Raw genomic sequence first — 21,671 nt, forward strand, 5'->3', positions numbered from 1 at the left:
TCTTCGGATTGGCAATGCGGAACGAGCTTTCTCCGCAAGGAAATTGACGGCCCGTCAGCCGACTGCGCGGACCTTCCGGTCGGCGCCGCGCCGCAGGGCGCGGCCGGCCAGGTCGCCGGTGGGCTTGCCGTCGGTGAGCGCGGGGACGCCGTTGACCAGGACGTGCCGGATGCCTTCGGCGGGCTGCCGGGGGTGGTCGAAGGTGGCGGTGTCGCGGACGGTGTCGGGGTCGAACAGGACCAGGTCGGCGTGGTGGCCGGGGCGGACCAGGCCGCGCCGGTCGAGGCCGAGGCGGCGGGCGGGGCGGCCGGTCATCCGGGCGACGGCCTGTTCGAGCGTGAGGACGCCCAACTCGCGGCTGTAGCGGGCCAGGTAGCGGGGGAAGGTGCCCCAGGCGCGGGGGTGCGGGCGGGCGCCGACCAGCAGTCCGTCGCTGCCGACGGTGTGCGCGGGGTGGCGCATGATGGCGCGGACGTTCTCCTCGTGGCCGACGTGCTGGAGGATGGTGGTGCCGAGCTGGTCGGCGCGCAGCAGGCCGAAGAAGACCTCGGTACCGGTGCGGCCCTGGGCGGCGGCGAGTTCGGAGATCCGCTTGCCGACGACGGCGGACAGCGCGCCGTGCCGGACGCCGGAGACCTGGATGGTGTCCCAGTCGGTGACGACGCCGTGGCAGCCGTCGCTGCCGCGTTCCTCGACGTCGGCGCGGATGCGCTCGCGGGCAGCGGGGTCGGCGAGCCGGGCGAGGGTGGCTTCGGGGCCGCCCTCGGTGGACCAACTGGGCAGCAGGGCGGCCAGGGTGGTGGAGCCGGGCAGGTAGGGGTAGCTGTCGAGGGTGAGGTCGACGCCGTCGGCGAGGGCGGCGTCGACCAGGTCGAGGAACTGTCCGGCGCGGCCCTCGTTGACGCCGAAGTTCATGGTGGCGTGGGTGAGGTGCAGCGGGCAGCCGGAGCGCCGGGAGATCTCCACCATCTCCGCGTAGCCCTCCAACGCGCCCGCGCCGTAGGAGCGTTGGTGGGGGGCGTGGAAGCCGCCGCGGGCGGCGACGGTGGTGCACAGGGCGACGAGTTCGGCGGTGTCGGCGTACATGCCGGGGGTGTAGGTGAGCCCGGTGGACATGCCGACCGCGCCGTCCGCCAGTGACTGGTCCAACAGCTGCTGCATCCGGGCGAGTTCGGGGCCGGTGGGGGGACGGTTGTCCCAGCCCATGGCGAGCATCCGGACGGTGCCGTGCGGGACGAGGTAGCAGGTGTTGACGGCGGCGCCGGCGTCGAGGCGGTCGAGGTACTGGGCGACGGTGCGCCAGTTCCAGTCGAGGTCCTCGTCGGCGGGGTCGCCGTTCCAGCCGGCGAGTTGGCGGCGCAGCGCGGCGAGGGTGGTGTCGTCGGCGGGGGCGTAGGAGAGGCCGTCCTGGCCGAGGACTTCGAGGGTGACGCCCTGGGTGATCCGGGAGGGGTGGTCGGGTTCGAGGAGCAGCCGCAGGTCGGAGTGGGCGTGCATGTCGATGAAGCCGGGGGCGAGGACGAGTCCGTCGGCGTCGATCGTCCGACGCCCCGCCAGGCCGTGGCCGGTCGGGCGGGAACCGGTCCGGCCGGTCCGGTCGATCCGGTCGGTCGGGTCGATCCGGTCGGTCGGGTCGATCCGGTCGATCTGGTCGATCTGGTCGATCCAGCCGTCGGTGACGGTGACGTCGGCGCGGTAGCGGTCGGCGCCGGTGCCGTCGACGACGGTGGCGGCGCGCAGCAGCAGGTCGGCCATCAGAAGTACGTCCGGACCAGGTCGACGACGCGGGGGTGGTCGGTGTCGGCGTGGTCGAGGACGGGGATGAGGCTCCACTTGTCGAAGGCGGTGCAGGGGTGGGAGAGGCCCAGGCGCAGCACGGCGCCGACGGGGGCGGCGGGTCCGGCGCCGCGCAGGAAGGCGTGCTGGTCGTTGAGGGCGGTGACGGCGGCGCCGGTCAACGGGCCTCTGCCGCGGACGAGTTGGGGTTCGGGCAGGCCCTCGTCGAACGGGAGGTCGCGCTTTCCGGCGTCGAGCAGGGCGAGTTCGGGTTCGGGGTGGGAGACGACCCGGGCCCAGCCGTGCATGGCGGAGCGCAGCGGGGTGGCGTCGGAAGTGCGGGAGAGCGGGGAGATGCCGCGGTAGAAGCCGTCGTCGTGGGCGAGGTAGGCGCCGGCCCGGACGACGACGACGGTGCCGGGGACCTGCCGGGTGAGCGGGGTCAACTCCTGCGCGACGGTGTCGAAGTAGGCGCTGCCGCCGGCGGTGACCACGGGGGTGGCGGTGGGGTAGTCGGGGGCGAGGCGGCGGTGCAGGTCGGCGAGGTCGGCGAGGTAGCCGCGGACGGCGGCGAGGGCGGGGTCGGAGGCGTCGTGGGCGAGGGCGCCCTCGTAGCCGCCGACGCCGGCCAGGCGCAGGGTGGGGGCGGCGAGGACGGCGGCGGCGACCTCCAGCGCGGCGGGGACGCCGCGGGCGCCGGTGCGGCCGCCGGGGCCGCCGAGTTCGACCAGGACCTCGACGGGGCGGCGGGCTCCGGCGGCGCGCAGGGCGGCGTCCATCTGCCGGACGCTGTCGGCGGAGTCGACCCAGGAGGTGAAGGCGAAGCCGGGGTCGCGGTCGAGTTCGGCGGCGATCCAGGCGAGTCCGGCGGGGTCGAGCAGGGTGTTGGCGAGCAGCAGGCGCTGGACGCCGAAGGCGCGGGCGACGCGCAGCTGCGGGAGGTTGGCGAGGGTGACGGCGTGGGCGCCGGCGGCGAGTTGGGCCTGCCAGAGGGCGGGGGCCATGGTGGTCTTGCCGTGCGGGGCGAGCAGCACGCCGGCGTCGCGGCACCAGGCGGCCATGGTGCGCAGGTTGTGGTCGAGGGCGGCGGCGTCGAGGGTGAGCAGGGGGGTGCCGAGGCCGTCGAGGGTGGGGCGGGTGGCGAGCCAGTCGCGGACGGTGCGTCCGTGGGCGGCGGCGGGGACGGCCTTGAAGCGGAAGTCGAGCGTCTCGTCGGCGAGGGCCGCGACGGCGGCGGTGTCGAGGCCGGGGCCGGACGCGGGGTCGGCGAAGTACTGCGGGCCGTCGGGGGTGCGCCGCTGCCCGGCGCCCGGCTGTTCCGGCCGCCTCGACGACGGCTCCGACGACCGCTCCGACGACGACCCCGACGACGGCTCCGGCCGCCCTTCCGCGCCCGTCCGGTCCACCGTTTCGTCCATCGCCGTGCCTCCGTTCGCAACCCCGACCCACCTGCGAGCTGGGGAGTTGCAACATGCGCAACCTCTATTGCGCATGTTGGTGATACGGTTCTAGCATTCACGCCGGACGGCGGTCAACGGACCGCGACGCGACCCGTCCACCCCTCCCACCAGGCACGCAGCACCGGGGCTCACCGCCGAGCGCCGGGCCGCGCGGGCGCCGGACGGTGGGAGCGGGGCACGGGCCCGAGGGTGAGGGAGCGGGTTTGATGGCGGATCAAGGCGGTGCGGCGGCTGCCGCCCGGGCAGTGTGCCTGGGCGAGTCGATGGCGGTGCTGCTGCCCGACCGGCCGGGGCCGTTCGAGGCCGTCGGCGCGTTCCGCCCCTCGGTGGGGGGCGCCGAGTCGAACGTGGCGGCGGCGCTGGCCGCGCTGGGCGTCCCGACGGCGTGGATCAGCCGGGTCGGCGCGGACGGCTTCGGCCGCCGGCTGACCGGCGACCTCGCGGCGGCGGGCGTGGACGTGTCGGCCGTCGCGGTCGACCCGCACCGCCCCACCGGCGTGTACCTGAAGGAGACCGGCGGCTCCGGCCTGCCGCACGACCTCGGCCCGGGCCGCTCCCGGCTGCACTACTACCGCACCGGCTCGGCGGCCTCGGCGCTCTCCCCCGCGCTGCTGGACGACCCGGCGGCCGCCGCGCTGCTGGACGCCGCGCCGCTGCTGCACCTGACGGGCATCACGCCCGCGCTGTCGGACGACTGCCTGGCCCTGGTGCGCGCCCTGCTGGCCCGCCGCCGCCCGGGCCGGCTGGTCTCCTTCGACCTGAACTGGCGCCCGGCGCTGTGGCGCCGGCGCGACCCGGCGGTGCTGCCGGAGCTGCTGGACGCCGCGGACGTGCTGCTGCTCGGCGCGGACGAGGCGCAGGACGCGTTCGGCGCGGGCGACCCGCAGGCGCTGCGCCGCCGCTTCCCCTCCCCCGCGACGCTGGTGGTCAAGGACTCCGGGCACCTGGTCACCGCGCTGGACCGGGACGGCCGCTCGGTCACCGAACCGGCGCTGCGCGTCGAGGTGGTGGAGCCGACCGGCGCGGGCGACGCGTTCGCGGCCGGCTACCTGGCGGGCACCCTGCGCGGCCTGGACCAGCGCTCCCGGCTGCGGCTGGGCCACCTGGCCGCGGCCGGCGCCCTGACCGCGCCCACCGACCACGGCACCCTGCCGGACGCCCGGACGGTGGCCGCGCTGCTGGCCGCCGACGAGCGGGACTGGGCGGCGACCCGGGTCCGCGCGTCCGGCATCGACTCCCCCGTCCTGCCCGCGCCCGATCCCGTCTCCGCCCGTTGAAGCACACCCCCCGAAGCCCCGTCCGAAGCCCCGTCCGAAGTCCCGTCCGCAGCAGCCGCCCTGAAGCACCCGACCCGAAGCACCCCACCACTCCCGGCACCCTCGAAGAACCCTCGGGACACCCATGAGCCAGACCGTCACCCGCGCCCTGCGCCTGCTCGCCGAACTCGGCGAGGGCGAACGCTCCCTCGACCAGTTGGCCGACCTGATCGGCGTGCACAAGACCACCGTGCTGCGGCTGCTGCAGAGCCTGGAGGAGGAGCGCTTCGTCCACCGCGACGCCCAGTACCGCTACCACCTCGGCGCGGGCCTGTTCGCGCTGTCCAGCCTCGCGCTGGAGCAGCGCGGCATCCGCCGCACCGCCGCCCCGCACCTCGCCGAGCTGAACGCGGCGACCGGCCAGACCGTGCACCTGGCCGCGTACGAGGGCGGCGAGGTGGTGTACATCGACAAGTACGACTCGCGGCACCCGGTGCGGATGTACTCGCGGATCGGGCTGCGCGCGGCGCTGCACAACACGGCGGTGGCGAAGGTGCTGCTGGCCGACCTGTCGCCGACCGAGCGGCGCCGGGTGGTGGACGGGATCGAGTTCACCGTGCACACCCCGAACACGATCACCAGTCCGCACGCGCTGCTGGCCGAGCTGGACCAGGTCGGCGCGCAGGGCTGGGCGCAGGACCACGCCGAGCACGAGGCGTTCATCAACTGCGTGGCCGCGCCGATCCGGGACGCCTCGGGCCGGGTGGTGGCCGCCGCGTCGATCTCCGTGCCGGACGTGGTCCTCCCGTACGAGCAGGTGCTCGACCTGCTGCCCCAACTGCTCGCCTGCACCCGGGCGATCTCCGCCGACGCGGGCCTGCCGGTCCGCGGCACCGTTCACTGACGCACCGTCAACCCACCTATGGAGCAATGCACATGAGCGACAAGATCGAGGTCCGTACCGACGGCGCGCCCGCCCCGGCCTGGATGTTCTCCCAGGGCGTGCGCAAGGGCCCGATCCTGCAGGTGTCCGGCCAGGGCCCGCAGGACCCGGCGACCGGCGAGTACCTGTACCACGGCGACGTGAAGGCGCAGACCCGGCGCACGCTGGAGAACGTGAAGGCGATCGTCGAGGCGGGCGGCGCGAGCATCGAGGACGTGGTGATGTTCCGCGTCTACCTGACCAAGCGGGCCGACTTCCCGCTGATGAACGAGGTGTACGCCCAGTTCATCGAGGAGAACGTCGCGCCGGGCGGCGTGAAGCCCTGCCGCACCACCGTCTTCGTCGAACTCCCGCAGGAGCCGATGCTGGTGGAGATCGACGCCCAGGCCGTCGTCACCTCCTGACCCCGGTCCCTGACGGACCGGCGGGGGCGGCCCGGCCGACGATCGTGCCCGCGCGGTCGATGCAGATCACGTCGACCGCGACGGGCGCGCCGAGCAGCACGCCGAGGGCGGTGGCGCGGGCCCGTTCGGCCACCAGGTCGCCGAGCGGGACGCCCGCCGCCGCGCACGACTGCAGCGCCTCCAGGGCGGTGTTGGCGGCCGCCACCCGCGCCGCCAGCGCCGCGTCCGCGCCGGCCTCCGCGGCCAGCGCGGCCAGGTGGCCCTTGTCGACCTGGGAGCGGCCGGAGTGCAGGTCGAGGTGCCCGGCGGCGAGCTTGGAGAGCTTGGCGAAGCCGCCGCAGACCGTCAGCCGCGGCACCGGGTGGCGGCGCAGGTACTTCAGGACGGCGCCCGCGAAGTCGCCCATGTCGAGCAGCGCGTCCTCGGGCAGGCCGTACTCGGTGACCACCACCTTCTCCGAGGTCGAGCCGGTCGCGCCCGCGACGTGGGTGCGACCGGCGGCCCGGGCCACGTCGATGCCGCGGCGGATCGACTCGATCCACGCCGAGCACGAGTACGGGACGACCACGCCGGTGGTGCCGAGGACGGACAGGCCGCCGAGGATGCCCAGCCGCGGGTTCCAGGTGCGCCGGGCCAGCTCCTCGCCGTGGTCGACGGAGAGTTCCACCTCCACGTCCCCGGTCCCGCCGAACTCCGCCGCCACCTCGGCGACCGCCTCGCGGATCAGCTGCCGGGGCACCGGGTTGACGGCCGGCTCGCCGACCGCCAGCGGCAGGCCCGGCTTGGTGACCGTCCCCACCCCCGGCCCGGCCCGGAACACCACGCCGCTGCCCGCCGGACCCGGCCGCACCGTGGAGCGCACCAGCGCGCCGTGCGTCACGTCCGGGTCGTCGCCCGCGTCCTTCACCACCCCGGCGCTGGCCCGGCCCTCGCCCAACTCCTCGACCGCCAGCGCGAACCCGGGCTGCTCGCCCCTCGGCAGCGTGATCACCACCGGGTCCGGGAAGCCCCCGCCGAGCAGCGCCGTGTACGCGGCCTTGGTCGCCGCGGTCGCGCACGCCCCCGTCGTCCACCCGGGCCGCAGCCCGCTGCTGCGCAACTGCCCCTTGCGCCCGCCGACCGCACCCTCACCGACCGCAGCCCCGCCGACCGAAGCCCCGTCACCGCCACTGCCACTGCCGCCGACCGCAGCAGCAGCACCATCACTGCCGCTGCCACTGCCGCCCTGCGTCTCGTCGCCGCTCACCGCTCGCCCTCCGCTCTCCTCGTCCGCTCCGACTCCCGCCGCCCCCGCCGCCCCCACCGTCCCACGCCGACCGCCCGGTTAGGGTGGTGTGTCCTGATCGCACCGGCCCCGGGAGTCCGCATGCACGTCCTGATCCTCGGCGGCACCAGCGAGGCCCGCCGGCTGGCGGACGCGCTGGCGGCCGACCCGGCGCTGCGGGTGACCAGCTCGCTGGCCGGGCGGGTGGCCCAGCCCCGGCTGCCCGCCGGAGAGGTCCGGATCGGCGGTTTCGGCGGCCCGGCCGGCCTGGCCGCCTGGCTGCGCGCGCACGCCGTGGACGTACTGCTGGACGCCACCCACCCGTTCGCCGAGCGGATCAGCCGCAACGCGGCGCTGGCCGCCGCCGACACCGGCACCCCGCTGCTGGCGCTGCGCCGCCCGAGCTGGACCGCGCAGGACGGCGACCGCTGGCACCCGGTGCCGAGCCTGGCCGCCGCCGCGGACGCGCTGCCCGCGCTCGGCACCCGGGTGTTCCTGACCACCGGGCGCCAGGGCATCGGCGCTTTCGCGCACCTGGACGGCCTGATGTTCCTGGCCCGCTCGGTGGAGCCGCCGGTGCCGCCGATGCCCGCCGTCACCGAAGTGCTGCTGGAGCGCGGCCCGTTCACCCTGGACGGCGAGCGCGCGCTGCTGCGCGCGCACCGGATCGAGGTGCTGGTGACCAAGGACAGCGGCAGCGCCGCCACCGCGCCCAAGCTGACCGCGGCCCGCGAACTGGGCCTGCCGGTGGTCGTGGTGGAGCGCCCGGCCGCCCCGGCGGGGGTGCGCACCGCCCCGGACGTGGCCGGGGCGGTCGCCTGGGTCGGCGGACTGAGGGGCTGACGGTCCGTCAACTCCCCTTCTGCTCCTCGGGGTAGCGGCGCGGCGTCCACACCACCTCGGTGTCGCCGCCGCGCCGCACCCACCGGGTCTGGGTGGAGCCGACCAGCAGCAGGGTGCGCATGTCGACGTCGGCCGGGTCGAGTTCGGCGAGCGCGACGGTGCGGACCCGCTCGGTGGGGCCGCCGACGTCCCGGGCCAGCACCACGGGGGTCTGCGGGGAGCGGTACTCCAGCAGCAGGTCGCGGGCCGAACCCACCTGTGTGGTACGGGACTTGGAGCCGGGGTTGTAGAGCGCGAGCACCAGGTCGGCCTCGGCGGCGGCGCGCAGCCGGCGGGCGATCACCTCCCAGGGCTTGAGCCGGTCGGAGAGCGAGATCACCGCGTAGTCGTGGCCGAGCGGCGCCCCGGCCCGGGAGGCGGCGGCGTGCGCGGCGGTCATGCCGGGCAGCACCCGCACCGGGACGTCCCGGTAGGGGTCCTCGCAGGCGGCCTCCAGGACGGCGGTGGCCATGGCGAAGACGCCCGGGTCGCCGGAGGAGACCACCGCGACGCGGCGGCCGCGGCGGGCCAGTTCGAGGGCGAACTCGGCCCGGACGCCCTCGACCTTGTTGTCGGAGCCGTGCCGGACCTGCCCGGCCCGCACCGGCACCCGGTCCAGGTAGGTGGTGTAGCCGACCAGGTCGGTGGCGTTCGCCAGGGCGCCGCGGGCCTCGGGGGTGAGCCAGAGCGGCCCGGCGGGCCCGGTGCCGACCACCACGACCTCGCCGACCGTCCCGTCGACCGCCCCGTCGACCTCTCCGCCGACCGGCTCGCCGACCGCCCCATCCACCGGCTCCTGCGGTGCGACCGGTGCGACCGGTGCGACCGGGGCGTCCGCCAGGGCCTGGAAGGGCTGCCCGGCGGAGTCGAGCGCGGCGACCTTGCTGGGCAGCACGGCGACCGAGAAGTACGGGACGCCGTCGGGGTCGACGTCCGCCAGCCGTCCGGTGCGCTCGCCCTCCATGGTGGCGCGTTCCACGTACCGGGCGTCGTCGAGGCGGCCGGCCCGCTCCAGGGCGCGGCGGACGGCGGGGAAGGTGCGGCCGAGCTTCATGACGACGGCGGAGTCGGTGGCGGCGAGCCGGGCGGCGAGCTCCTCCTCGGGGAGGGTGCCGGGGATGACCGTGAGGATCTCCTCGGCCTCGACCAGCGGGGTGCCCAGGCGGGCGGCGGCGGCGCTGATCGAGGTGACGCCGGGGACGACCTCGGTGGGGTAGCGGTGCGCGAGCCGCTTGTGCATGTGCTGGTAGGAGCCGTAGAACAGCGGGTCGCCCTCGGCGAGGACGACGACGTCGCGGCCGGCGTCGAGGTGGGCGGCGAGCCGTTCGGAGGCTTCCCGGTAGAAGTCGTCGAGGGCGCCGCGGTAGCCGCCGGGGTGGTCGGTGGTCTCCACGGTGACGGGGTACATCAGCCGCTCCTCCACCTGGCCGCCGGTCAGGTAGCGTTCGGCGATGGCCCGGGCGTGCGAGCGGCCGTGCCGGGCGCAGTGGTAGGCGATGACGTCGGCCTTGCCGATGAGTTCGGCGGCGCGCACGGTGACCAGCGACGGGTCGCCCGGTCCGACGCCCACCCCGTAGAGCTTTCCGGTCGTCTGACGGTCCGTCATTCTTCTTCGCTCGCAATCGCGTTGATGGCGGCGGCGGCGATGGCGCTGCCGCCGCGGCGGCCCCGGACCACGAGGTGTTCCAGGGCGGCGGGGTGGTCGGCGAGGGCCTGCTTGGACTCGGCGGCGCCGATGAAGCCGACCGGGACGCCGATCACGGCGGCGGGCCGGGGCGCGCCGGCCTCGACCATCTCCAGCAGGCGGAACAGCGAGGTGGGGGCGTTGCCGACGGCGACGACGGCGCCTTCGAGGCGGGGCAGCCAGAGTTCCATCGCGGCGGCGCTGCGGGTGGTGCCCATGGTGCGGGCGAGTTCGGGGACGGCGGGGTCGGTGAGGGTGCAGATCACCTCGTTGTCGGCGGGCAGCCGCTTGCGGGTCACGCCGCTGGCGACCATGTTGACGTCGCAGAGGATCGGCGCGCCGTCCAGCAGGGCGCGGCGGGCGTCGGCGACGGCGTTCGGCGACCAGAGCAGGTCGTCGACCAGGTCGGTCATGCCGCAGGCGTGGATCATCCGGACGGCGACCCGGGCGACGTCGGCGGGCAGGTGGGCGAGGTCGGCCTCGGCCCGGATGGTGGCGAAGGACTGGCGGTAGATGGCCGCGCCGTCCTTCTCGTAGTCGATCATTTGGGCCTCCGCCATGGGGTGTTCCGGGCTTCGGCGACTGCCTCGGCCGTGTCGTTCTCTTCGGTGTCGCGGACGGTGCCGTCGACGGTGACGCGGTGTCCGGCCGCGGTGGCCAGGACGTCGACCCAGCGGCCGGCGGGGTGCCCGCAGCGGCGGGCGCAGCCGGACCAGTGGACGGGCAGTCCTTCGGCGGGGACGGCGGCGACGGCGCGGGCGGCCTGGGCGCGGACGTCGGCGAGCGACTTGGCGCAGCCGGGCAGGCCGGTGCAGGCGGTGACGCCTTCCCAGGGGCCGCCGGGGGTGGTGCGCAGTCCGGCGTCGGCCAGGCGCGGCAGCCAGTGGGGGTCGGCGTGCGGCAGGACGGCGCCGCGCCAGGGGGTGAGCCGGGCGGGGTGCGGGGAGGTGTCGCCGAGGGCTTCGGCGAGCAGCCGCCACTGGGCGCTGCCGAGGCGGCCGAGGCGCGGGGCGACGGAGAGGCCGCCGGGGACGGCGCCCAGGGCGGGCGGTTCGCCCGCGAAGGGGGGCAGCGGGACGTCGCCGTCGGGCAGTTCGTCCTGGATCTCGCGCGGGTGCCAGGCGCGGCCGGCGGCGAGGTCGAGGAAGCGGCGGGCGGCGTCGAGGGCGGCGGGCACCGGGTCGTGGACGGCGGTGGCGCGGCGGGCGCGGCCGAGGCGGAGCAGGGCGCGGCCGTCGCCGACTGCGAGCAAGGTCACATCGGCGTTGAGGGCGGCGACGTCGCCGCGGCCGTCGTCGAGGGCGAACAGGAATTTGCCGGACAGTGCGGCGGCCCACGGCGCGGCGCACAGCGCCTGGTCCAACTCCCGTACCCAGTCGGCGATTCGGTTCCCTCCGGCGCCGCGGCCGTCGAGTCCGGCGAGCGGGGAGGCGACGATGTTGCGGACGCGTTCGTGGGTGTCGGAGGGCAACAGTCCGACGGTGCGCAGGCGTTCGGCGAGGTCGGCTGCGCAGCCCGCGGCGAGGCCGCGCAGCTGGAGGTTGCCGCGGGAGGTGATCTCGGCCTCGCCGTCGCCGAGGGTGTCGGCGGCGTCGGCGACGGCGAGCAGCTGACGGTGCGTCAACTGTCCGCCGGGCAGGCGGAGTCGGGCGAGGTGCCCGTCCTCGGCGGGGTGCAGGCGGAGCGCGCCGGGGCAGGCGTCGGCGCGGCCTCGGTCGGGCCCGACGGAGGGTGCCTGGGCGGCGTCGGGTGTGGGTGGCATGGCGGCGAGCATACCCATCGGTCCGGCGCGCGCCACCGCCTCGTGCATCACACCGCCGCTCCGGGCGGGCGGGCGATTGCCCAGCTCAGCGCGGGGTGGGCCGGGGGCGGGCGGCGCGGACGGTCGGGTTTCGGTCAGCGTCGCAGGTCACACTCCCCCGGGGGCCGATCACCCCGTACGATGCTGGCGGGCGCCTCTCGGGGCGTCCGCTGCCAGCGACGGCACAGCGGAGGAAGTCCGGTGCGAATCCGGTGCGGTCCCGCCACTGTGACCGCGGCTCAGTGAGCCGCGGGAGCCAGGAACTCCGGCCGTCCTCCACTGCCCGGGGCGAGGACCCCGAGGAAGGCTGTTCCATGCGCTGCCGCATGTCCGTGCCCCGCCGGGTGCCCGCCGTCGCCGGGTCCTCCCGTGCCGCCGGGCCGTCCTGTGCCGCCTGTCCCGGGCCGTTGCGCTCCGCCCGCCCCGTGCCGTCCGAGACGCCCGGGAGGGCTTCCGCATGATCCTGCTGCTGTCGACGTCCGACACCGACCTGCTGAGCGCCCGGGCGGCGGACGGCCCGGTGCCGTTCCGCTGGGCCAACCCGGCCCGGCTGTCGCCCGCGGAGCTGCCCGCGCTGCTGACCGGCGTGGAGCTGGTGGTGGTGCGGCTGCTGGGCGGGCGCCGGGCCTGGCAGGAGGGTCTGGACGCGCTGCTGGCGGGCCCGCTGCCGGTGGTGGTGCTGACGGGTGAGCAGGCGCCGGACGCGCAGCTGATGGAGCTGTCGACCGTCCCGGCGGGCATCGCGGCGGAGGCGCACGCGTACCTGGCGCACGGCGGTCCGGCGAACCTGGCGGAGCTGGGCGCGTTCCTGTCCGACACGGTGCTGCTGACCGGGCACGGTTTCGCGCCCCCGGCGTCGGCGCCCGCGTGGGGCCCGCTGGAGCGGGAGGCCCGCACCTCGCAGGGCCCGGTCGTCGCGGTGCTGTACTACCGGGCGCACCACATGAGCGGCAACACGGCGTTCGTGGAGACGCTGTGCCGGGCGGTCGAGGAGCAGGGCGCGCAGGCCCGGGCGTACTTCTGCGCCTCGCTGCGCGGGGCGGAGCCGGAGCTGCTGGCGGAGCTGGGCGCGGCGGACGTGATCGTGACGACCGTGCTGGCGGCGGGCGGCACCCGGCCCGCGGACGCGCAGGCGGGCGGGGACGAGGAGGCGTGGGACGCGGGCGCGTTGGCCGCCCTGGACCGGCCGATCCTCCAGGCCCTGTGCCTGACCTGGTCGCGGGCGCAGTGGGAGGGCAGCGACGACGGCCTGTCCCCGCTGGACACGGCGACCCAGGTCGCCGTCCCGGAGTTCGACGGGCGGCTGATCACCGTCCCGTTCTCGTTCAAGGAGGTCGACGAGGACGGGCTGACGGTGTACGCGGCGGACCCGGAGCGGGCGGCCCGGGTCGCGGGCATCGCGGTGCGGCACGCCCGGCTGCGGCACACCCCGGCGGCCGAGCGCCGCCTGGCCCTCGTGCTGTCGGCGTACCCGACCAAGCACGCCCGGGTGGGCAACGCGGTCGGCCTGGACACCCCGGCGTCGGCGATCCGGCTGCTGGAGCGGCTGCACGCGGAGGGCATGGACCTGGGCGACGGCCTGCCCGGTTTCCACACCGGGACCGAGCACGGCCACGAGGGCGACGCGCTGATCCACGCGCTGATCGAGGCGGGCGGCTACGACCAGGCGTGGCTGACCGAGGAGCAGTTGGCCCGCAACCCGGTGCGCATCCCGGCCGCCGACTACCGCCGCTGGTACGCCGGCCTCCCGGCGGCGCTGCGCGAGCGGGTGGAGGAGCACTGGGGCCCGGCGCCGGGCGAGCTGTACGTGGACCGTTCGCAGAACCCGGACGGCGACCTGGTGCTGGCGGGCATCCGCTCCGGCAACCTGCTGGTGCTCGTCCAGCCGCCGCGCGGGTTCGGCGAGAACCCGGTGGCGATCTACCACGACCCCGATCTGCCGCCCAGCCACCACTACCTGGCGGCGTACCGGTGGATCGCGGCGGACCGCGCGGACGGCGGTTTCGGCGCGCACGCGGTGGTGCACCTGGGCAAGCACGGCAACCTGGAGTGGCTGCCGGGCAAGACCGCCGCACTGTCGGCGGAGTGCGGCCCGGACGCGGCGCTGGGCGATCTCCCGCTCGTCTACCCGTTCCTGGTGAACGACCCGGGCGAGGGCACCCAGGCCAAGCGCCGGGCGCACGCCACGCTGGTCGACCACCTGGTGCCGCCGATGGCGCGCGCCGACTCCTACGGCGACATCGCCCGCCTGGAGCAACTCCTCGACGAGCACTCGAACATCGCGGCGATGGACCCGGCGAAGCTGCCCGCGATCCGGGCGCAGATCTGGACGCTGATCCAGGCCGCCAAGCTGGACCACGACCTGGGCCTGGCCGAGCGGCCCGAGGACGACGGCTTCGACGACTTCCTGCTGCACGTCGACGGCTGGCTGTGCGAGGTGAAGGACGCCCAGATCCGCGACGGCCTGCACGTGCTGGGCCAGGCCCCGGCGGGCACCGACCGGGTCAACATCGTGCTGTCGATCCTGCGGGCCCGGCAGATCTGGGGCGGCGTGCGCGCCCTGCCGGGCCTGCGCGAGGCGCTGGGCCTGGACGAGGCGGCGCTGACCCTGGGCGCGACGGACGCCGCCGAGGCCGAGGCCCGCGCGCTGGTCGAGGCGATGGAGGCCGAGGACTGGAACCCCGCCGCGGTCGCCGGGGTCGCCGAGGGCCTCCCCTCCGCCGTCGCCGACGTGCTGTCCTTCGCCGCGACCCAGCTGGTGCCCCGACTCGCCGCCACCACCGACGAGTTGGACGCGGTGCTGCACGCCCTGCGGGGCGGCTTCGTTCCGGCCGGGCCCTCCGGTTCCCCGCTGCGCGGGCTGGTCAACGTCCTGCCCACCGGCCGCAACTTCTACTCGGTCGACCCGAAGGCCGTCCCCTCCCGGCTCGCCTGGGAGACCGGTCAGGCGCTGGCCGCCTCCCTGGTCGAGCGCTACCGGGCCGACAACGACGGCCAGTTCCCGCCCTCGGTGGGCCTCTCGCTCTGGGGCACCTCGGCGATGCGCACCGCGGGCGACGACATCGCCGAGGCGTTCGCGCTGCTGGGCGTGCGCCCGGTGTGGGACGACGCCTCGCGCCGGGTCACCGGCCTGGAGCCGGTCCCGCTCGCCGAGTTGGGCCGTCCGCGGATCGACGTGACACTGCGCATCTCGGGCTTCTTCCGGGACGCCTTCCCGCACGTGGTGGCCCTGCTGGACGACGCGGTGCGCCTCGCGGCCCGCCAGGAGGAGCCGGACGCCGACAACTTCGTCCGGGCCCACGTCCAGGCCGACCTGGCCGAGCACGGCGACGAACGCCGGGCCACGGTACGGGTGTTCGGGTCCCGCCCGGGCACCTACGGCGCGGGCCTGCTCCAGCTGATCGACAGCCGGGACTGGCGCACCGACGCCGACCTCGCCGAGGTGTACACGGTGTGGGGCGGCTACGCGTACGGGCGCGGCCTGGACGGGCGGCCCGCGCGCGAGGAGATGGAGAGCGCCTACCGGCGGATCACCGTCGCCGCGAAGAACACCGACACCCGCGAGCACGACATCGCCGACTCCGACGACTACTTCCAGTACCACGGCGGCATGGTGGCCACCGTGCGGGCCCTGACGGGCAGCAGCCCGGCCGCGTACATCGGCGACTCCACCCGCCCGGAGACGGTGCGCACCCGCACCCTGACCGAGGAGGCGGCCCGGGTCTTCCGGGCCCGGGTGGTCAACCCGCGCTGGCTGGAGGCGATGCGCCGGCACGGCTACAAGGGCGCGTTCGAGATGGCCGCGACCGTCGACTACCTGTTCGGCTACGACGCGACCACCGGCGTGGTCGCCGACTGGATGTACGAGAAGCTGACCGAGGAGTACGTGCTCGACCCGGTCAACCGCGAGTTCTTCGCCGAGGCCAACCCGTGGGCCCTGCACGGCATCGCCGAACGCCTGCTGGAGGCCGCCGGGCGCGGCCTGTGGGCGGAGCCGGACGCGGCGCTGCTGGACGAGCTGCGGCAGGTGCTGCTGGAGACGGAGGGCGACCTCGAGGGCGAGTGAGCGCGCGGGATCGGGGCAGGAGGAGGGCGACCCTGACATGCCGATGATCGAATAGGGGTGCCTTCCCGCCCTCCCGGGCGGACAATCTCCGCATGAGCCTGCGAACCGCACTCACCCGCCCGGCCCGCTACGGCGCGCTGGCCTCGGGCACGCTGCCCGTCCTGACCTTCCCCGGCGTCGGCCTGGCCTGGCTGGCCTGGGCGGCGCTGGTACCGGGGCTGCTGCTGATGCGGGCGGCGGACGGTCCGCGCGAGGCGGCGGTGCGCGGCTGGTGGTTCGGCGCCGGGTTCATCCTGACCGGGATGTACTGGCTGATCCCGTCGATCGGCCCGGCGCTGCCGGTGCTGGCGGTGCTGTTCGGGGCCCTGCAGGCCCCGTTGGGCCTGGCCGCGTGGTGGCTGCTGCACGGCGAGCCGACGGCGCGCCGGGCCGCGGCCGCGCTGGCGGTGCTGCCCGCGGTGTGGGTGAGCGCCGAGTTCGTCCGCTCCTGGGACGCGCTGGGCGGGCCGTGGGCGCTGCTCGGCGCCACCCAGTGGGAGCACCCGGCGGTGCTCTCGCTGGCCTCCATCGGCGGGGTGTGGCTGGTGAGTTGGGCGCTGGTCACGGTGAACACGGCGCTGCTGGTGCTGCTGTGCGCGCACGAGGTGCGGCTGCGCGCGGCGGCGGGGACGGCCGCGCTGGCGGTGCTGCTGGCGGGGCCGCTGGTGTTCGCCGAGCAGGCCGCCCCGGCGACCGCCGGCTCGGCCTCGGTGGGGCTGGTGCAGTCCGGTCCGACGCCGGACGAGCAGGCCCGGCTGGAGGCCAACATCAAGATCACCCGCTCGCTGGCGGGCCGCCCGGTGGACCTGGTGGTGTGGGGCGAGAGCTCGACCACCGACGACCTGGACCGGAAGCAGTCCACGGTGGACCGGCTGGCGGCCCTCTCCCGCAGCACCGGCGCGCAGCTGCTGGTCGGCGAGGACGCCCGGAAGGCGGACGGCCGGATCTCCAAGGACGCGGTCCTGGTGGACGGTTCGGGCCTGGTCGCCCGCTACCGGAAGATCCGGCTGGTCCCGTTCGGCGAGTACATCCCGCTGCGCCCGCTGCTCGGCTGGATCGCCGGGGTGAGCGCGGCCGCGGGCGAGAACCGGGCCCCCGGCAGCGCGGTGCACCTGCTCCCGGTCGTCGACCGGGACGGGCGCCCGCTGCCGGTCGGCACCCTGATCTGCTTCGAGTCGGCGTTCCCCGACATGTCGCGCACCAGCGCCCAGCAGGGCGCCGCCCTGATCGTCTACCAGTCCGCGACGTCCACCTTCCAGTCCACCTGGGCCCCCGCCCAGCACGCCTCACTGGGCGCCCTGCGCGCCGCCGAGACCGGCCGCCCCGTCGTCCAGGCCGCCCTCACCGGCGAATCCGTCGCGTACGACGCCCAGGGCCGGCGGCTGGTCCGGCTGACCACCGACGAGTCCGGCGCCGTGACCGTGCGGCTCTCCCTCGCCGCCCCCTCTGCCCGCACCTGGTACGTCCGGCTGGGCGACTGGGTCCCGCTGACCGCCCTCGCCGTGGTCCTCGCCGCAGCCGCCACCGCCGCCCTCCCCCTCCTGCGCGAACGCCGCCGCCCGGGCCCCCCGCCGTCCACCACCCCCACCGGCGCACCCCCGGCCCGGGTCTGACCCGCCCCCCTTCTCCTCTCTTCTCTCCCTCGGACTACTGGCCGCCCCCTCTCCCCGCCTGCGCGAACGCCGCCGCCCGGGCCCCGCCCCCTTCCCCCCTTCTCCCATCCCCCGAACTACTTGCCGTCCCCCTCCTCCGCCACGTGGATGCCGAAGACCGCGCCCTGCGGGTCGCGCAGCACGGCCAGCCGCGGCCCGTCGGGGACGTCGGTGGGCGGGAGGGTGACGGTGGCGCCGAGCAGGGCGGCGCGCTCGGCGCCGAGGTCGACGTCGGCGACCGCGAAGTACGGCATCCAGTACGGCAGCACCTCGGCCGGGAACTGGTCGGACATGTCCATCATGCCGCCGAAGTCCCGTCCGCCCAGGCCGAATTCGGTGTACATCTCGCCGGTGTTGACGCTCCAGCCGAACACCCGGGCGTAGAACTCGGCGGCGGCCCGCGGGTCCCGGGTGGCGAGTTCGACCCAGCCGAGGGCGCCGGGCTCGTCGCGCAGGTCGACGCCGTGCAGCCCGGCGGGCTGCCAGGTGGCGAAGACCGCGCCGGTGGGGTCGGCGGCGACCGTGAAGCGGCCCCGGTCCGGGGCGTCCGTCGGGGGGACGATCAGCCGGCCGTCGGCGTCGGCGATCTCGTCGGCGGTGCTGTCGGCGTCGGCGGTGTGGAAGCCGATGGTCCAGGCGGTGGCCCGGTCGGGCCGCAGCAGGCCGCCGAGTCCGGCGACCAGCTGCTCGCCCAGGTACAGCCGGGTGTAGCCGCGGGCCTGCTCGTCGGCCGCCGTCTCGGCGCGCCAGCCGAACAGCTCGTGGTAGAAGACCCTGGCGGCGGCCGGGTCCTCGGTGGCGAGCTCCACCCAGCAGGGCGCGCCGGGGCTCGGTTCGGTGATCTTCACGGTCGGCTCATCTCCCAAGCTCGCGCTGCCTCGGGTCGGGTCCGCGCCCCCGTCGCCGGGTCGTCGCGTCGCCCCGCCCGCTCCGTCTCCCTGTCCACCTTGCCGGGGTACCGGCGGGTAGCCGGGGGCTGGTGGGCCGAACGGGAGGGCCGTGCGTCCGCACGAACGACGGGGCCGGCGGGGCGGGGAATGCCGTCCGGGACGCCAGTTGTTCGAATTGGAACCACGGTGTAGCGTCGGGCGAGCACGATCCGGTTCGAATTTGAACAACCCGGTGGCCGCCGCCACCCCCCTGGTCCGCCTGCACTCCGAGTGCCTCACCGGCGACGTCTTCGGCTCCGCCCGCTGCGACTGCGGCCCCCAGCTGCGCGAATCCGTCCAGCGGATCGCCGAGACCGGCGGCTACCTCCTCCACCTCCGCCAGGAGGGCCGCGGCATCGGCCTCTACAACAAGCTCGACGCCTACGCCCTCCAGCCCTCGTGCACTGCGATCACAATCAAATAGTGCGGACACGCAACGGCAACCACTGAGCTTGATTGAGTGATGTCGGAGCCGTTCGCCCGACAGCGGTCTGCCGGCTCCGGTAGCCCTGGTTTCGTGAGGTATGAGGTACGCGCAGGGCGGCGGGCCTGGCGCGAGCGTGGAGAGGTGGGCGTCCGGCCGAAGGGTTCGCCGGGTCGCCCGAGGCCCGGTCCGGGCCAGATCGCCAAACTGGGAAGGGAGTTGGAGCGCGGTCCGCTGACCCGCGGGTGGGCGGACCAGCGGTGGACGCCGGCACCGATCCAGCGCAGGTCGCGCAGCATCAGCTCCCGGTGCCCGTCGGAGCCGGCCAGCATCACGACGCAGCCCTCGTCGCACTCGCCCGACGCCGCGTCGGCGTCCTCTTCGCCATGCTCCGCGGCGGCACCGTCTACCGGCCCCCAACTGCCGTCACCGCTCGGCGAAGACCGTACTCGAACACCTCGGCCTCCTGCCAGCGGCCGAGCCTCCGCCGGCAGGTCTGCCCGGAACCGAATCCCAGCTCCGGCGGCAACTGCTGCCGGGTGAGGCCGGTGTGCAGCACGAACAGGATGCCACGCCGGCAGCAGCAGCTCGATCCTGGCCCGCAGCTCGTCGCCCACGACCCACGGCTTGTTGCTCACGCCATCACGAACGGACGGGTCGTCACACCGGTTACGCTCCACCAGCAACGATCAGCAAGATCGTGTTACGAATTCTCAACGCGGTGTCGGAAGGAGACCGCCGGTCGCAGCGGGCCCTGTCAGGGGTGGAGCAGGTCACGGAGGCGGGCGGCGGCAATGGCAGCCTGGCCGAGGCTGAGGCCGCCGTCGTTGCACGGGACGACCGCGTTCCGGTAGACCGTGAAGCCATCGGCCTGCAGTTCGGTGGTGAGCAGGCCGAGCAGCAGGGTGTTCTGGAAGACGCCGCCGCTCAGCGCCACCCTGTCGAGCCCATGCCGACGTCGGGCGGCCCGGCAACGGGCGGCCAGTACTGTCGCGAGCCGGACGTGGAAACGGTGGGCAGTCTCGGCGAGCCCGCAGCCCGCGCGCAGGTCCTCGACAAGGGCACGGACCAGCGCCGGCGTGTCGATCGGCCCGCCCTCGGCGAGAACCCCGTCGGTCGGCGGTAGCGCACGGGTGGGTGCCCGATGGCGCAAGGCGAGTTCCTCCAGCGCGACTGCGGCCTGTCCCTCGTACTGGTTGTGGTGGCGCAGGCCGAGGATCGCGGAGACCGCGTCGAACAGGCGGCCCGCGCTGGACGTGAGCGGTGAGGCGGCTCGGTCGGCGATCAGGCGGTCAAGGGCGGCGGTGCGCTCCGGCGGCAGTTCGCGCAGCAGCGGCAGCGCGGCGGGGTCGGCGTCGTCGCCGAACGCCGCCCGCAGGTACACGTAGCCGAGCATCCACGGCCGCCGGACCGCCTGCCGAGCGCCGGGCAGCGGTACCGGGGTGAGGTGCGCGAACCGGGAGAACCCTCGCAGGCCACCGACCAGCACCTCGCCGCCCCAGATGGTGCCGTCCGGTCCGTGGCCGGTGCCGTCGGCGGCGACGCCGATCACCTGACCGGTGATCCGGTGCTCGGCAATGACGCTGGCGATGTGCGCCTCGTGGTGCTGGACGCCGATCTTCACCGGTATCCCCGATTCGAGGGCGTAGCGGGTCGAGCGGTAGCGCGGGTGGTAGTCGTGCACGACGACGACGGGAGCGACGTCGAACAGGCGACGGTAGTGCTCGACGGTCCGTGCGTACGACTCGGCGGCACGCGGCGCGTCGAGCTTCCCGATGTGGTGGCTGACGAACGCCTGGTCGTCCTTGACGAGGCAGAAGGTCGCCTTGTTGTTGGAGCCGCAGGCCAGCAGGGGTACGGGTGACGCCTCCGGCAGGGTGACCGGGGCGGGGGCGTGGCCACGGGCCCGGCGCAGCACCTGCGGCCCGCCGGGCGCCATCCGGACCAGCGAGTCGTCGCACCGCATGTGAATCGGCCGGTCGTGGAGCAGCACGGCGTCGGCGATGCCGGGCAACTGTGCCAGTGCGTCCTCGTCGCGGTAGACGATCGGGTCGTCCGAGGCGTTCGCACTCGTCATCACCAGTACGGCGGGCCGGTCCACCGGCCGCACGGCCCGGTAGGCGTCCAGCAGCACGTGGTGCATCGGCGTGTAGGGGAGCATGACCCCGAGGGTCCCGGTGTCGGGGGCGACGGGCGTCATGTCCGTCGAGCCGTGGTGCCGGCGCAGCAGGACGATCGGTCGTTGAGGGGATTCCAGCAACCGTCGCTCCTCGGCGGAGATCGCGCACAGCGACTCGGCGGTGGCCAGGTCGGGCACCATGACGGCCAGCGGTTTCGCTTCCCGGCCCTTGCGTCGTCGCAGCTCCGCCACGGCTGTCGGGTCGGTGGCGTCGCAGGCCAGGTGGAATCCGCCGAGGCCCTTCACGGCGAGGATCCCGCCGTCGGCGAGCAGCCGTGCCGCCCGGTCGAGCGGCCCGTCGCCCGGCCCGGGCTGCTCGCGCCGGTCGGCGAAGGAGAGTCGGGGGCCGCAGTCGGGGCAGGCGTTCGGCTGGGCGTGGAAGCGGCGGTCGGCGGGGTCGGTGTACTCGGCGCGGCAGCGGGCGCAGAGCGGGAAGCCGCTCATCGTGGTGTTGGCGCGGTCGTACGGGATGTCCCGGGAGATGGTGAACCGCGGCCCGCAGTTGGTGCAGTTGATGAACGGGTAGCGGTGGCGCCGGTCGGCCGGGTCCAGCAGTTCGGCCAGGCAGTCCGCGCAGATCGCGGAGTCCGGTGCGATCAGGGTGTTGCGCTGCTCGTGGTGGCCCCGACTGGCGACGATGGTGAACTCCTCGCCGCCGCGGGGTGCCAGGTCCTGCTCGGTGATCCCGTCCACCCGCGCGAGCGGCGGGGCCTGGTCGCGCAGCGCGGTGACGAATGCCGACACGTCCTTCGGGGCGCCCTCGGCCTCGATGAAGACCCCGTCCGCGTCGTTGCCGACGAAACCGGTGAGCCGGTGGCGCCGGGCCTCCTGGTAGACGAACGGCCGGAAGCCGACGCCCTGGACGATGCCGCGGACCCGGATTCGCCGGCGCTGGAGGGTTGTCCGCATGTC

Annotated in this window: 14 protein-coding genes, 3 pseudogenes and 1 riboswitch; of the genes and pseudogenes, 8 read left to right on the forward strand and 9 right to left on the reverse strand. The window is 75.2% G+C overall.

The annotated features are described in order from the left end of the window. Positions 1-54: 54 nt before the first annotated feature. A complete protein-coding gene (locus tag EDD39_RS27700) occupies positions 55-1,755 on the reverse strand; it encodes an N-acyl-D-amino-acid deacylase family protein (RefSeq protein ID WP_123561315.1) in 1,701 nt (566 codons plus the stop codon). Next, positions 1,755-3,194: an alanine racemase gene (locus tag EDD39_RS27705; protein ID WP_123561317.1), complete on the reverse strand. Its 1,440-nt coding sequence runs from the start codon at positions 3,192-3,194 to the stop codon at positions 1,755-1,757. Before EDD39_RS27705 ends, EDD39_RS27700 begins: the two co-directional genes overlap by 1 nt. 248 nt (positions 3,195-3,442) lie before the next feature. Here EDD39_RS27705 and EDD39_RS27710 point away from each other — a divergent pair, with 248 nt between their 5' ends. The 3 genes from EDD39_RS27710 (at position 3,443) to EDD39_RS27720 (ending at position 5,839) form a co-directional block, all read left to right on the forward strand. Continuing rightward, the gene (locus tag EDD39_RS27710) at positions 3,443-4,513 is read left to right on the forward strand and encodes a sugar kinase (protein WP_123561319.1); all 1,071 of its coding nucleotides are present in this window, start codon (positions 3,443-3,445) and stop codon (positions 4,511-4,513) included. A 124-nt stretch (positions 4,514-4,637) separates the two neighbouring features. Then, positions 4,638-5,396 (forward strand): IclR family transcriptional regulator, encoded by a 759-nt coding sequence (locus EDD39_RS27715; RefSeq protein WP_123561321.1) that lies wholly within the window; start codon positions 4,638-4,640, stop codon positions 5,394-5,396. 32 nt (positions 5,397-5,428) lie between these two features. Beyond that, positions 5,429-5,839, forward strand: a complete 411-nt coding sequence (locus EDD39_RS27720) for a RidA family protein (protein WP_030463315.1) — start codon at positions 5,429-5,431, stop codon at positions 5,837-5,839. Here the strand turns inward: EDD39_RS27720 and EDD39_RS27725 are convergent. Beyond that, entirely contained in the window at positions 5,829-6,938 is a 1,110-nt protein-coding gene (locus EDD39_RS27725; protein ID WP_123561323.1) for a cobalt-precorrin-5B (C(1))-methyltransferase, read from the reverse strand. The two genes, EDD39_RS27720 and EDD39_RS27725, sit on opposite strands and share 11 nt — an antisense overlap. A 267-nt stretch (positions 6,939-7,205) precedes the next feature. On the opposite strand from EDD39_RS27725, the gene EDD39_RS27730 reads away from it, so the two are divergent. Further along, on the forward strand, positions 7,206-7,946 hold the full coding sequence (locus EDD39_RS27730) for a cobalt-precorrin-6A reductase (protein ID WP_123561325.1): 741 nt from the start codon (positions 7,206-7,208) through the stop codon (positions 7,944-7,946). Between the two features lie 7 nt (positions 7,947-7,953). On the opposite strand, the gene EDD39_RS27735 is transcribed toward EDD39_RS27730, so the two are convergent. From EDD39_RS27735 to EDD39_RS27745, 3 genes are read right to left on the reverse strand one after another with little or no spacing between them, the layout of a single operon-like run. After that, positions 7,954-9,591, reverse strand: coding sequence for a precorrin-2 C(20)-methyltransferase (locus EDD39_RS27735; protein ID WP_123561327.1), 1,638 nt, complete (start codon positions 9,589-9,591; stop codon positions 7,954-7,956). Beyond that, entirely contained in the window at positions 9,588-10,214 is a 627-nt protein-coding gene (locus EDD39_RS27740; protein ID WP_030909799.1) for a precorrin-8X methylmutase, read from the reverse strand. Before EDD39_RS27740 ends, EDD39_RS27735 begins: the two co-directional genes overlap by 4 nt. Continuing rightward, positions 10,211-11,431 carry a cobalamin biosynthesis protein CobG gene (locus EDD39_RS27745; protein ID WP_244257321.1) on the reverse strand — a complete coding sequence of 407 codons (1,221 nt, stop codon included), beginning with the start codon at positions 11,429-11,431 and terminating at the stop codon, positions 10,211-10,213. Before EDD39_RS27745 ends, EDD39_RS27740 begins: the two co-directional genes overlap by 4 nt. A 236-nt stretch (positions 11,432-11,667) precedes the next feature. Beyond that, a riboswitch (cobalamin riboswitch) is annotated at positions 11,668-11,732 on the forward strand. Positions 11,733-11,927: 195 nt separating this feature from the next. On the opposite strand from EDD39_RS27745, the gene cobN reads away from it, so the two are divergent. Both cobN and lnt read left to right on the forward strand, forming a co-directional pair. Further along, positions 11,928-15,536 carry a cobaltochelatase subunit CobN gene (gene cobN, locus EDD39_RS27750; protein ID WP_123561330.1) on the forward strand — a complete coding sequence of 1,203 codons (3,609 nt, stop codon included), beginning with the start codon at positions 11,928-11,930 and terminating at the stop codon, positions 15,534-15,536. A gap of 92 nt (positions 15,537-15,628) precedes the next feature. Further along, complete coding sequence (gene lnt, locus EDD39_RS27755) at positions 15,629-17,188, forward strand: apolipoprotein N-acyltransferase (RefSeq protein ID WP_123561332.1); 1,560 nt, start codon at positions 15,629-15,631, stop codon at positions 17,186-17,188. A 116-nt stretch (positions 17,189-17,304) separates the two neighbouring features. Here the strand turns inward: lnt and EDD39_RS27760 are convergent, their stop codons facing one another. After that, the gene (locus EDD39_RS27760; RefSeq protein ID WP_123561334.1) at positions 17,305-18,075 is read right to left on the reverse strand and encodes a VOC family protein; all 771 of its coding nucleotides are present in this window, start codon (positions 18,073-18,075) and stop codon (positions 17,305-17,307) included. Between the two features lie 280 nt (positions 18,076-18,355). Here EDD39_RS27760 and EDD39_RS27765 point away from each other — a divergent pair. Further along, positions 18,356-18,550: pseudogene (locus EDD39_RS27765) on the forward strand (GTP cyclohydrolase); the annotation flags it as partial. A 135-nt stretch (positions 18,551-18,685) separates the two neighbouring features. Beyond that, a pseudogene (locus EDD39_RS42785) lies at positions 18,686-18,862 on the forward strand (IS630 family transposase); the annotation flags it as partial. Positions 18,863-19,028: 166 nt separating this feature from the next. Here EDD39_RS42785 and EDD39_RS27770 read toward each other — a convergent pair. After that, a pseudogene (locus tag EDD39_RS27770) lies at positions 19,029-19,151 on the reverse strand (transposase); the annotation flags it as partial. Positions 19,152-19,337: 186 nt separating this feature from the next. Continuing rightward, on the reverse strand, positions 19,338-21,668 hold the full coding sequence (gene hypF / locus EDD39_RS27775) for a carbamoyltransferase HypF (RefSeq protein WP_123561335.1): 2,331 nt from the start codon (positions 21,666-21,668) through the stop codon (positions 19,338-19,340). Positions 21,669-21,671: the final 3 nt, after the last annotated feature.

This window comes from Kitasatospora cineracea, assembly GCF_003751605.1.
GTDB classification, from domain to species: Bacteria; Actinomycetota; Actinomycetes; order Streptomycetales; family Streptomycetaceae; genus Kitasatospora; species Kitasatospora cineracea.